The sequence below is a fragment of the Candidatus Binatia bacterium genome, from assembly GCA_029248525.1.
Classification (GTDB): Bacteria; Desulfobacterota; Binatia; order UBA12015; family UBA12015; genus UBA12015.
In genome coordinates this window covers 15,003-28,695 of record JAQWJE010000040.1, presented here as the reverse complement: position 1 = coordinate 28,695, position 13,693 = coordinate 15,003, and the positions used below count along the sequence as shown (strand labels likewise).

11 protein-coding genes are annotated in these 13,693 nt (G+C 60.6%); 1 reads left to right on the top strand and 10 read right to left on the bottom strand.

Translation table 11 applies throughout. From position 1 onward, the window contains the following. The first annotated feature begins 100 nt into the window (after positions 1-100). Positions 101-1,654: a GDSL-type esterase/lipase family protein gene (locus tag P8K07_09815; GenBank protein ID MDG1958818.1), complete on the top strand. Its 1,554-nt coding sequence runs from the start codon at positions 101-103 to the stop codon at positions 1,652-1,654. 116 nt (positions 1,655-1,770) lie between these two features. On the opposite strand, the gene dnaB is transcribed toward P8K07_09815, so the two are convergent. The 10 genes from dnaB to recG form a co-directional block, all read right to left on the bottom strand. Further along, positions 1,771-3,162, bottom strand: coding sequence for a replicative DNA helicase (gene dnaB, locus P8K07_09810; GenBank protein ID MDG1958817.1), 1,392 nt, complete (start codon positions 3,160-3,162; stop codon positions 1,771-1,773). A gap of 58 nt (positions 3,163-3,220) precedes the next feature. Beyond that, on the bottom strand, positions 3,221-3,892 hold the full coding sequence (locus P8K07_09805; protein MDG1958816.1) for an HAD-IB family hydrolase: 672 nt from the start codon (positions 3,890-3,892) through the stop codon (positions 3,221-3,223). Further along, positions 3,892-5,076: an acetyl-CoA C-acetyltransferase gene (locus tag P8K07_09800; GenBank protein MDG1958815.1), complete on the bottom strand. Its 1,185-nt coding sequence runs from the start codon at positions 5,074-5,076 to the stop codon at positions 3,892-3,894. Before P8K07_09800 ends, P8K07_09805 begins: the two co-directional genes overlap by 1 nt. Before the next feature lie 47 nt (positions 5,077-5,123). Further along, positions 5,124-6,272: an NAD(P)/FAD-dependent oxidoreductase gene (locus tag P8K07_09795; GenBank protein ID MDG1958814.1), complete on the bottom strand. Its 1,149-nt coding sequence runs from the start codon at positions 6,270-6,272 to the stop codon at positions 5,124-5,126. Continuing rightward, a complete protein-coding gene (locus P8K07_09790; GenBank protein ID MDG1958813.1) occupies positions 6,253-6,681 on the bottom strand; it encodes a cobalamin B12-binding domain-containing protein in 429 nt (142 codons plus the stop codon). The genes P8K07_09795 and P8K07_09790 overlap by 20 nt, the downstream gene beginning before the upstream one ends. Then, a complete protein-coding gene (locus tag P8K07_09785; GenBank protein ID MDG1958812.1) occupies positions 6,678-7,448 on the bottom strand; it encodes an enoyl-CoA hydratase-related protein in 771 nt (256 codons plus the stop codon). The genes P8K07_09790 and P8K07_09785 overlap by 4 nt, the downstream gene beginning before the upstream one ends. A 5-nt stretch (positions 7,449-7,453) precedes the next feature. Beyond that, a complete protein-coding gene (gene glpX / locus P8K07_09780) occupies positions 7,454-8,416 on the bottom strand; it encodes a class II fructose-bisphosphatase (GenBank protein MDG1958811.1) in 963 nt (320 codons plus the stop codon). Then, complete coding sequence (locus P8K07_09775) at positions 8,416-9,789, bottom strand: homoserine dehydrogenase (protein ID MDG1958810.1); 1,374 nt, start codon at positions 9,787-9,789, stop codon at positions 8,416-8,418. Before P8K07_09775 ends, glpX begins: the two co-directional genes overlap by 1 nt. Then, complete coding sequence (gene alaC, locus P8K07_09770; protein ID MDG1958809.1) at positions 9,779-11,026, bottom strand: alanine transaminase; 1,248 nt, start codon at positions 11,024-11,026, stop codon at positions 9,779-9,781. The genes P8K07_09775 and alaC overlap by 11 nt, the downstream gene beginning before the upstream one ends. A 77-nt stretch (positions 11,027-11,103) precedes the next feature. Continuing rightward, the gene (gene recG / locus P8K07_09765; protein ID MDG1958808.1) at positions 11,104-13,692 is read right to left on the bottom strand and encodes an ATP-dependent DNA helicase RecG; all 2,589 of its coding nucleotides are present in this window, start codon (positions 13,690-13,692) and stop codon (positions 11,104-11,106) included. Position 13,693: the final 1 nt, after the last annotated feature.

Below are 13,693 nucleotides of genomic sequence, written 5' to 3'. Positions count from 1 at the left end.
CGTTTGGGGAGAAAACAGCCGGCCTCCGGAAATACAGCGATTCGTTCGTACGTTTTTCAGTTTCGGAATGCTCCTCTTCGTTTTGGCCGGTTGTGGTTCCGTGACAGCTACACCTAAGCACCAGAAGACTTATAGCGGTGCGCCCGTCCTGGAAATCGAGGCCGTCGGCAATCTCGTTTTCATCGCCCAGACGGACCCGGCAGGCCTGCAGATCTACCAACGCGCCTCGGACGGCAAGCGCGGCCTTCTGAAGCACGGCCACGCTCGAATCTCCGGCCAGCCAACTGCCGTTGCCGGTACAGCCTTGCGAGCCTTCGTTGCCACCACAGATCCTGAATCCGAACTTGCGATCCTCAACCTCAACGACCTTGACCACCCCAGCGTCGTTGGCACTTACGATGCACCGAGCCAACAATCGGGAACCGCCATTTTCGCTTCCGGAAACTCCGTTTATTTAGGAACCACCGAGGATCCCACCGCTCCCGAAGTCTTCATTCTGGACGTATCGGAGATGAGCGCACCGCAGCAAACCGCCTCCTTCGACCTGCGCGAGAGTGTCACCGAAATTCACGTGGAGGGTGGCTTTGCCTATATTGGATCGCGGAAGGGTCTCCATATTCTGTCGATCGAGGATCTGTCGGCGCTGAAGGAGGTTGCGTTCCTGCCCGTCGGTCACGTTACCGGGCTCGACATAAACAGTGGGCGTGCCCTTTTGACGACCGCCAGCCCCGACGAGAACTTCTTCGTCATCGATCTCGAAGAACCGGAGTCCGCAAGCACCTTGCACTCGGGAGTGGTCGGAACGGAGGCAACGGACATCGAGGCTTATCACGACACAGCCTATGTCTCAGGTCGAGATGGAATTTATATCCTGGATACTTCGTCGGAGCCCAACATCATCGGATCCCATGAAACAGCGGCGCCATTGAATGCGCTCGACATCGCCCACGGCACCTTGTACGCGATCTCCACTGAGGACCGAACACTTGTCGTCCTCGACCCCGGCGTTGCTTCCGGTCAGGCGATCTCCGACCTAAACGGAGACGGTGAAATCCTCATCAGCCACCTCGGCGACTCCAACACCGCGCTGGAATGGTCCGGTCTGGAGACCTGGTCCGAAGTATCTCAGCGACTCTATGATCGCGAGGGCCTCGACTGGAAAATCGATGCGACACAAGCAATTGGAGGCGCGACCGTTGCAGATTTCGGAATCTTTCTCCCACCTCGCCACCTTGCCGCATGGAGCCAGCTCGAACGGACGCTGAAGGGTCCGACACCGGACGTGTTCATCTTTTCCTTTGTGACCAACGATATGCGCTTCTGGTCCGAAGGCATGCTCCCTCATAAAAGCATCCGGGAGATTGCCGGCGCCTACCGAGAGCATGCTGCGTCGATCGCGACCTTCGATCCCGAGATTCCAATCTTCATCACGACTTCGACGCCTCTTCATCACAACTCGGATCGTCAATTGCGTTTCAACCTCTCAGCCATGAATGACGCGATCTTCGAGGCCTACCCTGCGAGGCAAATCATCGACACGTTCTCGGCACTGGACTCGCAGATAGATCTTGGAGAAGACGGAATTCATCTCTCTCAGGCCGGGCATGACCTCCGAGCAGAACTGGTCGTTCAAAAACTGACTCTCGGGCAATAAGGCTGGCGGCTTTCGGCCATCAAATACCAGCGAATTTCCCGGTCCACCCGACGGGCGCAAGGCAGCGCTTCACGACTCGGATCGCGGAGACCTGCGCCGCCACGTTTGATCTTTCGCTAAAGAGCGAAATCGTCTCCGGCCGGTGGATCGTCTTCGTCTTCTTCTCGACCGCTGAGGTTCTCGAAAAGAGTCAACTCCTTGCGGAAACCGAGCTTGGCGGTGCCTTGGGGCCCGTTACGCTGCTTGGAGATGATCACCTCGGCGATGCCCTCTTCAGGCGACGCCTTATTATAAAAGTCGTCGCGGTAGATGAAGCTGATCACGTCTGCATCCTGTTCGATGGCACCGGACTCGCGAAGGTCCGCCATCATGGGGCGCTTGTCTGCTCGCATCTCGACGCCACGATTGAGCTGTGAAAGGGCGATGACCGGAACATGAAGCTCCTTGGCGAGCCCTTTGAGCGAGCGCGAGATCAGCGAGATCTCCTGCTCTCGGTTATCGACTTTCTGGTGGGCGCGCATCAACTGAAGATAATCTACGATGATCAGCCCAAGCCCCTCGGGGTGCTCCCGCATCAATCGACGGGACTTCGCCCGCAATTCCAGGACCGAAAGCGCGGGCGAGTCATCGATGAAAAACGGGATCTGTGTCAATCGACTGGCCGCGGCCGCAAGGCGCGGTAAATCATTATCGAAAAGATTACCGTTACGAACTCGGCCCATGCTGACCCGCGCTTCCGCGCAAAGCATACGCATGACGATCGACTCTTTGGACATTTCCAGAGAAAAAACGCCTACCGCCTTTCCCGAATGCTGCGCTGCGTACTGCCCACAGTTCACTGCCAATGCGCTTTTGCCCATCGACGGACGGCCGGCCATGATAATCAGATCGCCGGGTTGAAAACCGGAGGTCAGCTTGTCGAGATCGTAGAAACCGGACGCAATCCCGGTAACCGCCTCTTTTCGTTCAAAGAGTTGCTCGATCTGGTGAATCGATTCCTCAACGACGTCCTCAACCTTGGTGAAGCCTTTTCCGATCCGGCCCTCGGAGAGACGAAAGACTGCCGCCTCCGCATCCTCGAGCAACTGATCGACCGCCCCACCACTATCCATTGTCTGGGTGACGATATCAGTCGCGACTTCGCCCAACTGCCGAAGAACAGCCTTGTCCTTGACGATGCGTGCATAGTGCTTGACGTTGGCTGCGGTCATCGTCCGGTCGGCAAGCTCTGCCACCGTGGCAACTCCGCCCACCGCCTCCAATTCCCCCAGCCGCTGCAATCGGTCGGTCAGCGTGACCACATCGGCAGGCTCCCGATCTTCATCGAGTTCCAACAGGGCGCGAAAAATCTTGCGATGAGCTTCTCGGTAGAAATCCTCGATCACAAGAATTTCATTGACCGCATCCATTGCGCGATTGTCGAGCAAAATCCCACCCAGAACCGCCTCCTCGGCTTCGAGGCTCTGCGGGGGTACGCGGGGGTTGGTGGCTAGGGCTGCAGTTGTCATCTCTCTCCAGAAATCCTGCCAGGAATCTGCAGGATTCTCTTATCTCCCAGAAGAACCCTCAAGGATCAATGATGGGCCACCCGTTCGCTCGAGCTTTTCGTCGCAAGAGTCGATCCGGCGCCACAATCTCGGGGAAGCCGACCAACTCGAGCAGCGGAAGGTCGGTGATGGAGTCGGTATAAAAGTAGGCATTCTGGAGGGAAATCTGGCGTTCGCCCAGATATTCGCGAGCGTAACCGATCTTCCCCTCTCCGTAGCAAATCGGAGGTACCGGCTTCCCGGTGAAGCAGCCGTCCTGAATCTCGAGCCGAGTCACGAGAAGGTCTTCGACGTCCAGATCCCGCCCCAGAGGCTCGGCCAGATAGCTCGTCGTACTCGAGAGCAAAGCAATCGAGTGCCCGGCGGCGCGATGCTCCTCCAGGCGCGACCGCATCAGCGGAACAATATGCTGCCGGATCTCCTCGCGATACCAGCGCTCGGCAAAGGCTGCGACCTCCTCCTCGGACTTGCCGCGGATGCCACTGCCGGCACTCTCTGCAGCCTTGGCAATATCCAACCGACCCAACCGATAGAGAGCGAGGTAAAAGCCCGCCCGAACCAGATCCCGACGTCGGCCGATGCCCTTTTTGCGCAGATAACGCGCGTAGAGTGTCGCCGAGTTCACCGACAGCAGCGTTCCATCGATATCGAAGAACGCTGCTGTCGGCTCGCTGGAGGAAAAGGAATGGATTATCCGCGCTCGACGATCATGGCAACGCCCTGCCCACCGCCGATGCAGAGGGAAGCGATGCCGCGCTCAACGTCTCGATCCTGCATGGCGTGGAGCAATGTCACCAAAACGCGGGCACCACTGCAGCCAATCGGGTGACCCAACGCAATCGCTCCGCCGTTCACGTTCACCTTGTCGGCGTCGATCTTGAGCTCGGCCAGAACACCCAGCGACTGAGCCGCGAACGCCTCGTTCAACTCCCAAAGTCCGATATCGTCCTTGGAGAGGCCGGCTCGGTCCAGAGCCTTCTCGCAGGCGGGCCACGGTCCCATACCCATGATGGAGGGATCCACACCGGCAGATGCCCAGCCGCGGATTCGGGCCAACGGCTGCAAGCCACGATCGCGGGCCACATCAGCATTCATCACAACCAGCGCGGCCGCACCATCATTGATCCCCGATGCGTTTCCTGCCGTCACCGAGCCATCTTTCTTGAAGGCGGCACGTAATTTCCCGAGAGACTCGGCGGTGGTGCCAGCGCGAGGAAATTCATCCTTGGCAAACGACACTGTCTCGCCACGCTTCTTTCCCGGAGCATCGAAAGCAAAAATTTCTGCATCAAACTTGCCGGCTTCCTGAGCGGCGACAGCCTTCTGCTGGCTTCCGGCGGCGAAAGCGTCCTGCGCCTCGCGCGAGAGATCATATTTGGCAGCGATATTCTCAGCCGTAATCCCCATATGCACATCGGTGATCGGACAGGTCAGGCCATCATTGATCAAGGAATCGAAGATCTTGTCATGACCCAGACGGTAGCCGTAACGTGCCTTGTTCAGCAGGTAAGGCGCCAGAGACATATTCTCCATGCCACCAGCGACACCAGCATCGTACTCACCGAGCATGATGCCCGAGGCAACGTTTGCAACGGCCTTCAGGCCCGAACCACAAGCCTTGTTCAGGGCGTAACCCGGAACCTCCTGAGGGACCCCGCCCTCCAGATAGGCCACGCGGGCCGAGTTCAGTCCCTGACCAGCTTGCAGGACATGACCGAGGACAACTTCGCCGACTTCGGCCGGGTCGATGCCCGCACGGGCGACGGCCTCGCGGACGGCAGCCGCCCCCAACTTTGTGGCGGGAACTGTAGAAAGCGAACCACCCATGGAACCAATTGCGGTACGCGTCGCTGAAACGATGACTGCCTCTGCCATTCAATCCTCCAAATTATCAGTGTTATCAGCCGTATCTGGGATGAAATTCACGGCTTCCGGTTGTTGATTTCGCTTGAGGGGGCCGACAAGGGACCCACTCCATTATACCAATGCATGCCCGCCCGCTGAGCTCGACGGCTGACGCGCGCCAGCCGGAACCAGGTCCGACGGCGCGCTCCATAGAAGACTTTGGCGGCCAGACCGAGCCGGCGCAACTTTCGCCCCGCATGAGAATCTCTTACCGCCCGTTCATAGCCCGAAAAGTCGAATTCGCCCAACTCGAGGGCGCGCTTTACGTGTTCCGCGGCCAGCATGCCGTATTCGAGCGAATACGATATGCCTTCCCCCAATAGAGGGTCGATTCCGGCCGCGTCGCCGACCAGCAAGACGTGCGGCGCCACCAGCGGATCCTTCGGATCGTAGAGTCGAATGGGGAAGGCACGATTCCGCGCCTCGACACCCGCCTTGCGACGCTCGAGCAGAGCCTTGATCTCATCGCCTTGCGACTCACGTGCCATCGAGTAGACCCCGACATTCCAGTGCGGCTGGCCGTCCACCAGACAGGGGAAGGACCACTCGTAGCCATCGAGTTCTTCGCGCAAGACCGAGCGAAAATCAAAATGGAACGATTCCGGCAAGTCCCCCTCCACCGGCACGTCTGCCATCGCCGCCCGCGCAACCCAGCCTTCTTCCTGCGTCACGAGATCTCGCCGAACTCGGCTTCCCGAACCATCCGCACCGACGACGACGCGCGCATCGATCGTCCCCGAGGTCGTCTCCAAACGGATACCACCCCCGACCGGGGTCGCCTGCCGCAGCGAGGCGCCCTCTCGTATTTCCACCCCGCGAGCTCGCGCCTCGGCGACGAGCATCGCGTCGAACTCGAATCGACGAATCACGAAGCAGCAACCCTGATCAGGCATCCGAATCGCCGGACCACCCGCTTCGACCACCGCTTCATCGACGCGTACATAGGGCACTTCCAGCCCCACACCCAGCGAGCGCAGCAGAGAAAGCGTTTGTGGAATCAAACCACCGGCGCAGGTTTTATCACGAGGGAATTGCGCTCGGTCCAGCACCAGTGTCCGCTGCGCCAGAGCGGGATCGATCTGTGCGAGACGAAGTGCCATCGCGGTCCCGGCCGGACCGGCACCCACGATCACCAGATCGCGTTTCTCAACCGTCGCTGCGGACATTTTCCTGCACCCATTTGATGATCTCGTCCGTGGACGTCCCCGGCGTAAACAAGCGCGCTACGCCCTGATCCTGCAAGATCGGGAAGTCCTCTTCGGGAATGATCCCGCCCCCGAATACCACGATATCGCTCGCACCCTTGTCTCCGAGAAGCTCGCAGACTGCGGGGAATTGCGCGAGGTGAGCCCCCGAAAGCAGCGAGAGCCCCACCGCATCGACATCTTCCTGCAGAGCCGCTTCCGCGATCATTTCGGCGGTCTGATGCAACCCGGAATAGATCACTTCCATCCCTGCATCGCGCAACGCACGGGCGATGATCTTGGCACCGCGGTCATGGCCGTCGAGGCCCGGTTTCGCGATCAAGATCCGCAACGGCCGCGAGGCCGCTCCCTGTGTGGTCGAAGAGCTCACCGACCCTTGAATTCGGCCGGGCGCTTCTCGAGGAAGGCCTCAAGCCCCTCGCGTGTATCAGCAGCACCAAAAAGACCGGCAAATGCCTCCACCTCGACAGCCTGCGCCGAGCGAGCGTCGGATGTCTCGGCGGCGGCCATGGCAACCTTGGCACGTGCGCAGGCCAATGGAGGCCGGGTCGCCAATTCCGCAGCCCAGGCGTCAGCCTCTTCTCGCAAGGACTCGGGGGCCACGATACGATTGACCAGTCCGAGCGTGCGCGCCTCTGCCGCATCGACCAGGCGCCCTGTGTAGACCAACTCGCGCGCCGCGGCGACACCAACACGGCGCAACAGTCGAGAACACCCACCGAAGCCCGGGATCAGACCGAGGTTGGTTTCCGGCTGGCCGAATCGGGCCTTCTCGCTGGCGATCACCAGATCGCAGGCAAGAGCCAATTCACAACCACCGCCAAGCGCTGCACCTTGCACGACCGCGAGGACGATTGAAGGCAAGCGCTCAATTGCATCGAACGCAGCGTGGCCGAGCAGGGTAAACTCTCGAGCCTCCTCCGGTGTCATGGTCGACATCGACGCAATATCTGCCCCGGCCACAAACACGCGATCTCCGGCAGAATCCAGAACCACAACTCGCGGTGGATCCATGGCCAGATTTTGCATGCACTCACGAAGGCTCCGAAGCGTATCGGCGTCCAATGCGTTCAGCGCACGGGGACGTGAGATTGTGACGGTAGCAACTTCACCCTGACGGGTCATCTCGACGGACATAAGGTTCAATACTCCGGTTTGAAATCAAAATGATGGTGAGTCTCGATCCAGCGGGTCGTACGCGTCGCCGATCGAACGACGACAGAATTGGTCCGCGCCCCTCCCTTGAAAAACTGTACGCCGGACAAGAGGTGCCCGCTCGTCACGCCGGTGGCGGCGAACATCACGTTCTCGCCAACCAGGGCTTCCGATGGGAAAATCCGATCAGCCTCCTCAAGTCCCGCTTCTTTCAGGAGAACAGTCTCGTCGCCTGACAAGGGGCGAAACCTTCCTTCGAACACGCCGCCCAGACCCTGCAGAGCGCCCGCGGCCAGCACGCCCTGTTGGCCGCCGCCGATTCCGAGCAGGATATCGACGCCGGAGTCCGGACGTGCCGTTGCGATAGCGGCGGCCAGATCTCCGTCGGCGAGCAACTGAACACGGGCACCGGCTTCCCGGATCTCGTGCACGAGGCGACTATGACGTGGGCGATCCAGAATCACCGCTGTGAGATCTTCAACGTAAACACCCTTGGCGGCCGCAAGTGCCTTGAGGTTCTCCGTAGGGGACTGGGCCAGCGAAACCACGCCCTTCCCCTCCGGCCCACAGGCAATCTTCTCCATATAGGTTTCCGGGCAGCACAGAATTTCACCCGGCATCCCGACCAGAATGATCGACAGGGCATTTGCACCCCCGGTCGCGCAGACAGTGACGCCTTCCAGAGCATCGAGCGCAACATCCATGGCCACCGGAGCATCTTCCCCGCCGCCGCCCACGAATTCTCCGACATGAAGGGGATCGCCGGTCCCGACAGGGGCCTCGCCAATCACGATCTTGCCCGTGGTCTCGATCGCCCCGAACGCTCGATGCATGGCGGCCGTAGCCGCTTGATCGATCGCCATCGGATCACCGCGTCCCATCAACCGCCCCGCGGCCAGCGAGGCGGCCTCCGTCACGCGCGCCAGTTCCAATGCAAGGTTACGATCCATCAGCCCGGAGCCTCCTCGATGCGGATCGCGACCGGCCTGCCCTTGACCGCAGGCAAGGCCGCGACGCGGGCCAGAGATTTTCGCAGATCCTTTTCGCGAGTTCCGTGCGTCCGGATCACGACGGGCACTGCACCACGGCCCACCCGCTCGCGTTGCACGACCGACGCGATCGAAATCCCCGACCGGCCGAGTTGGCCGGCCACTTTCCCGAGGACACCCGCCTCATCACGAACCATGATCCGCAGGTAGTAGTCGCTTTCGATGGCACCGATCGGTCGAACCTTCGCGGCGACCTGGCGCGCGATCGGATAACCCAGCGGTGCCAAACGAGGCCCACCCTGACCCAAACGATCTCGAGCCACATCCAGAACATCGGCGATTACGGCTGCGGCCGTCGGCATCATGCCGGCGCCCTGCCCGTAGTACATGGTCCTCTCGAGACCGCGGGAATGCACGCAAACCGCATTATACGCACCATCGACAAGAGCCAGAGGGTCGGTGGCGGGAATCATCGTGGGATGAACGCGGGCCTCGATATCCTTGCCATCCCGCTTGGCCACCGCCAGAAGCTTGATCACGTACCCAAGCTCTTTGGCGTAAGCCATATCTACCCGATCCACGTCCCGAATCCCCTCCGTATGAATGGCATCCAATGGCAAAGCCACTCCGAAGGCCAACTGAGCCAGGAGCGCGAGCTTATGAGCCGAGTCGATACCGTCGACATCGTAGGTCGGATCCGCTTCGGCCAGACCGCTGGCCTGAGCCGCGGCGAGCACCTCGGCAAAGCCCAGGCCGTCGGCGGCCATGGTGCTGAGAATATAGTTCGCGGTTCCGTTCACGATGCCGAATACCGCCTCATGTTCGTCCGGAGAGATGCCTTCACGGAGAGTCCGGATGATCGGGATCCCGCCACCGACGCTGGCTTCGAAACCGACGCCGACGCCGACCTCTTCGGCCGCGGCAAAGATTTCAGCTCCGTGATGAGCGAGAAGAGCCTTGTTTGCGGTCACGACATCCTTGCCATGGCGAATCGCTTCGAGCACAAACGTCCGAGCAGGCTCAAGACCGCCCATTAATTCGACAACCACGTCGATTTTAGGGTCGCTAAGGATCGATCGGGCATCCTTGGTCAGAAGCGATTTGGGTACGCGCACCGCTCGCTTGCGGGTCAGATCAAGGTCGGCAACTCGCGCCAATTCGATCGGGGCCCCCAGGCGAGACGCCAAATGCTCATTCGACTCACGCAGAAATCGGATCACGCCCGAGCCAATCGTACCCCAGCCAACGACGCCAACGCGCACGCCCGCTCGAGTCGCTGGCGCCGGCCGCCTTGCGGGACCACGCGAAGCCGCACGTCCTTTTTTAGCGCCCATCGTTCTCACCTCCCGGCTTTTGCGTTGCCGCAGCCGTCATTTCTTTTGTGATCAGGGGAGGACTTCCTCCCAAATTCAAAGCCTTGCGAACGCCCCGGATCGCCTGGCGAGTTCGATGCTCGTTTTCAATCAAGGCAAAGCGTACAAAATCGTCGCCATACTCGCCGAAACCAATCCCGGGCGAAACAGCAACCTTGGCCTCCTCGAGCAGAAACTTCGAGAATTCCAGCGAGCCCGCTTTTTTGAATTCATCCGGAATTTCTGCCCATACGAACATCGTCGATTTCGGTCGTGGCACATTCCAGCCAGCACGCGTCAGCCCGTCACAGAGGACATCTCGACGCGAGCGGTAGTGATCTCGAATCTCGTCGAGACAATCTTGCGGGCCATTCAAGGCTACCGTCGCTGCGATCTGGACCGGCTGGAAAATGCCGTAATCCAGATAGCTCTTCATCCGCGCCAAAGCCGCAATGATTTCCTGATTGCCGCAGGCGAAACCCACTCGCCAACCCGGCATACTGTAGCTCTTCGAGAGAGAGAAGAATTCCACACCGATTTCGCGGGCGCCCGGAACCTGCAACAAGCTTGGCGGCGTGTAGCCGTCAAAGCAGATATCCGCATATGCCAAATCGTGAACCACAAGCATATCGTGCGCACGGGCGAACTCGACGATCCGCTCAAAGAACTCGAGGTCGACAATCTCCGTTGTGGGATTATGCGGAAAGTTCAGAATCAGGAACTTCGGCTTCGGCCAACTCTGACGCGTCGCCTCGAGCAGATTTTGAAAGAAATCCTGTCCGGGCCCGAGTGGTACCGAACGCAAATCGCCGTTGGCGATGATCACGGAATACTGATGGATCGGATAAGTCGGCGTCGGCGCGAGCACCACATCGCCCGCGCCCAACATCGCCAACGAAAGGTGGGCAATCCCTTCTTTGGAACCGATCGTGACAATCGCCTCGCTATCCGGATCCAGAGACACTCCGTAGCGACGCGCGTACCAATCACAAATCGCCAATCGGAGCTTGTAGATCCCGCGCGACACCGAATAGCGGTGATTCCGGGGGTTCTGAGCAGCCTCGACCAGCTTGTCCACAATATGCTTCGGGGTCGGCGTGTCCGGGTTACCCATCCCGAAATCGACAATATCCTCCCCCCGAGCCCGGGCGTCGACCTTCAAGTCACCGATGACGTTGAAGACGTAGGGCGGGAGGCGCTTGATCCGCGGAAATTCCATATCTAGTGGCTAGCATTGAAAAGGGGTTTTCGTCCAAGTCGCGCCCCGCTTTTCCTGCACAATCGTCGAGAATCGGTTCACCCAACCCGGGCCAGACCCAAACGACCTGCCCATCGCGCGGCCAGAGCGTCACGCAACCCTTGTGACTCGGGCGCTGACAGGTCCGGATCGCCCTCCAGCAGGGCCATCGCCACATCTCGGGCCTCATGCAGAAGCGCCTGATCCCGTAGAATATTCGCCACCCGGAAGTCGGGAACACCCGATTGGCGCGTTCCCAACATCGCTCCGGGACCTCGGATCGCGAGATCCGCTTCCGCAATTCGAAGACCGTCGGTGGTCTCGGTCATCACCCGCAGGCGCTCTCGCGCCTCGCGGGACTGCGCCCAGTCCGCCACCAGTAGACATCTCGCGGCCGAAGCACCCCGCCCGACCCGCCCACGGAGCTGATGTAATTGAGACAAGCCGAAGCGCTCCGCATGCTCGATCACCATGACGGTCGCATTCGCTACATCGATACCCACCTCGATCACCGTCGTCGCCACCAGGATCTGGTAGGCCCCCTCCTTGAATTCGCGCATGATCCGCTCGCGCTCTGCCGCCGGGACGCGGCCATGGATCAGGGCGACCGAGCATTCCGGCAGGTTCGCCCGGATCTCGTCCGCGCCCGACGTCGCGTCACGCAGGTCGCTATTTTCGGATTCCTCGATCAACGGATAGACGATATACGCCTGTCGACCGGCCGAAACCTCCTCGCGGATCGCCGCAAAAACCTGCTCCCGCCTGTCGGCTGCGAGGATTTCGGTCCGGACCGGCTTTCGCCCCGGAGGCAGTTCATCAATGATCGACAGGTCAAGATCACCATAGACGCTCAAGGCCATCGTGCGGGGAATCGGGGTTGCCGTCATCAGAAGGATATCCGGCGCTTCCTCCACGCCGTCCTCGCGGCCCAGCACCGCACGCTGCATCACACCAAAACGATGCTGTTCATCAATCACCGCCAGACCGAGCCTGCCAAACTTCACGCCATCCTGAATCAGGGCATGCGTACCGACGACGAGTCCCGGCTCGCCCGCCGCCAGCCGCGGCAAAATCTCACGACGCGCGGCCGTACCGACCTCACCGCTCAGAAAGTCCAGCGCGATGCCCAACCCGCCCGCCACATCCTGCACCGTTTTCCAATGCTGCTCCGCCAGAAGCTCGGTCGGCGCCATGATCACAGCTTGGTAGCCGGATTCGATTGCCTGCAATGCCGCCACCACCGCGACGATCGTCTTGCCACTGCCCACATCCCCCTGCACCAATCGATGCATGGGCTGCGGGCGTCCCATATCGGCTTCGATTTCGGATAGAACGCGCTCCTGCGCAGCCGTAAGGGCGAAGGGCAGCGAGGCCAACAACTGATCTACTCGCGCGCCTCTCGGCGCAAAAGCGATCCCCGGTGTCGCTTTGACCTCGCCCTTGCGCAGCAGAAGACCCAGTTGCACCAGAAAGAGCTCCTCAAAAACGATGGAACGATGTCCTGGGGAACGCATCTCTGCCAGAGCCGTCAAATCCGCATCCAGTTCCGGGATATGCACCTGCGAGAAGGCCTCTGCCATGGGCAGCAGCTCGAGTCTTTCCCGCGCCGGCAACGGGACCACATCCGGAATCCGCGCAGCGAAGCCCTCCACAGCCGCGAGGACCGCTCGTCGCATCGCCTGACGTGGCATGGCTGTCGGCTTTTCATACACCGGAACCACGCCGGCCACCGGAGCATTCCCACCATCTTCAAGCAGCTCGGCTTCGGGGTGAACGATGCGCAGAAAGGCACCGTATGCGGCTTCCACTTTCCCATGGACCAACCACGTCGAATCGGTCTTGAGCCGCTGGGCGAACCAACGGATCTGGTTATACCAGACCAATTCAACCGAGCCGTTCTCGTCGCCGGCCACGACCGTCAGAATACGGCGTCGGGCACGACCCGCGGAGCGCTCGTCCACATGGCGAATCTTCACCGCAAGAGTCGCCATCTCGCCTGCCTGCAGATCGCGAGTCGTCATCACCTGACGACGATCCTCGTAACGAAACGGGAGATGGTAGAGGAGATCTTCCAAACGCTCGAGCCCGAATTTGGCCAACTCCTGCTCGCGTTTGGGCCCTACCCCTGACAGAGCCGAGAGCGGCGCTGCCGCGACCTGCTGCCATGGGGCCGCCGGATCGAGCACGTCGACTTTTTTTCGCCCACCTGCAGAAGTCGCCCGAGCAGATCGGCTCGTCCCTGCCTTCTTCGTAGCCCTCGATGCGGGCTTCCGCCCCGTCGCCGCCGACGCGGGTGGAGATGCGGGTTCAGTCGCAGGTACGGAGGTGGAAGCAGACACGATGTCGCCGGCAGGCAGGTCCGACCCCTCACCACCAGGGTCCGGCAGCTGGGCAAAAGCCTCCAACAGGCTGAGGCAATGGTCAACGACCGGATCGACAGCTTCGCCCTTGGCGGTCCGAAGAGCCTCGATTGCTTTCCGAAGCTCATCCACCAAAGGGCCCGAATCCCGCAGTTCGTCGAGAGAACCGAGCCATGCATCCAAAGGGAGCCGAATCCGAGTGCGTTGGCCCGGATCAGCCTCGCGGAGAAAGACCAATGGCCGCCGGGCGTTCTCGGTCAACTCTGCCCGCAGATTCCGCCCGGCCAAA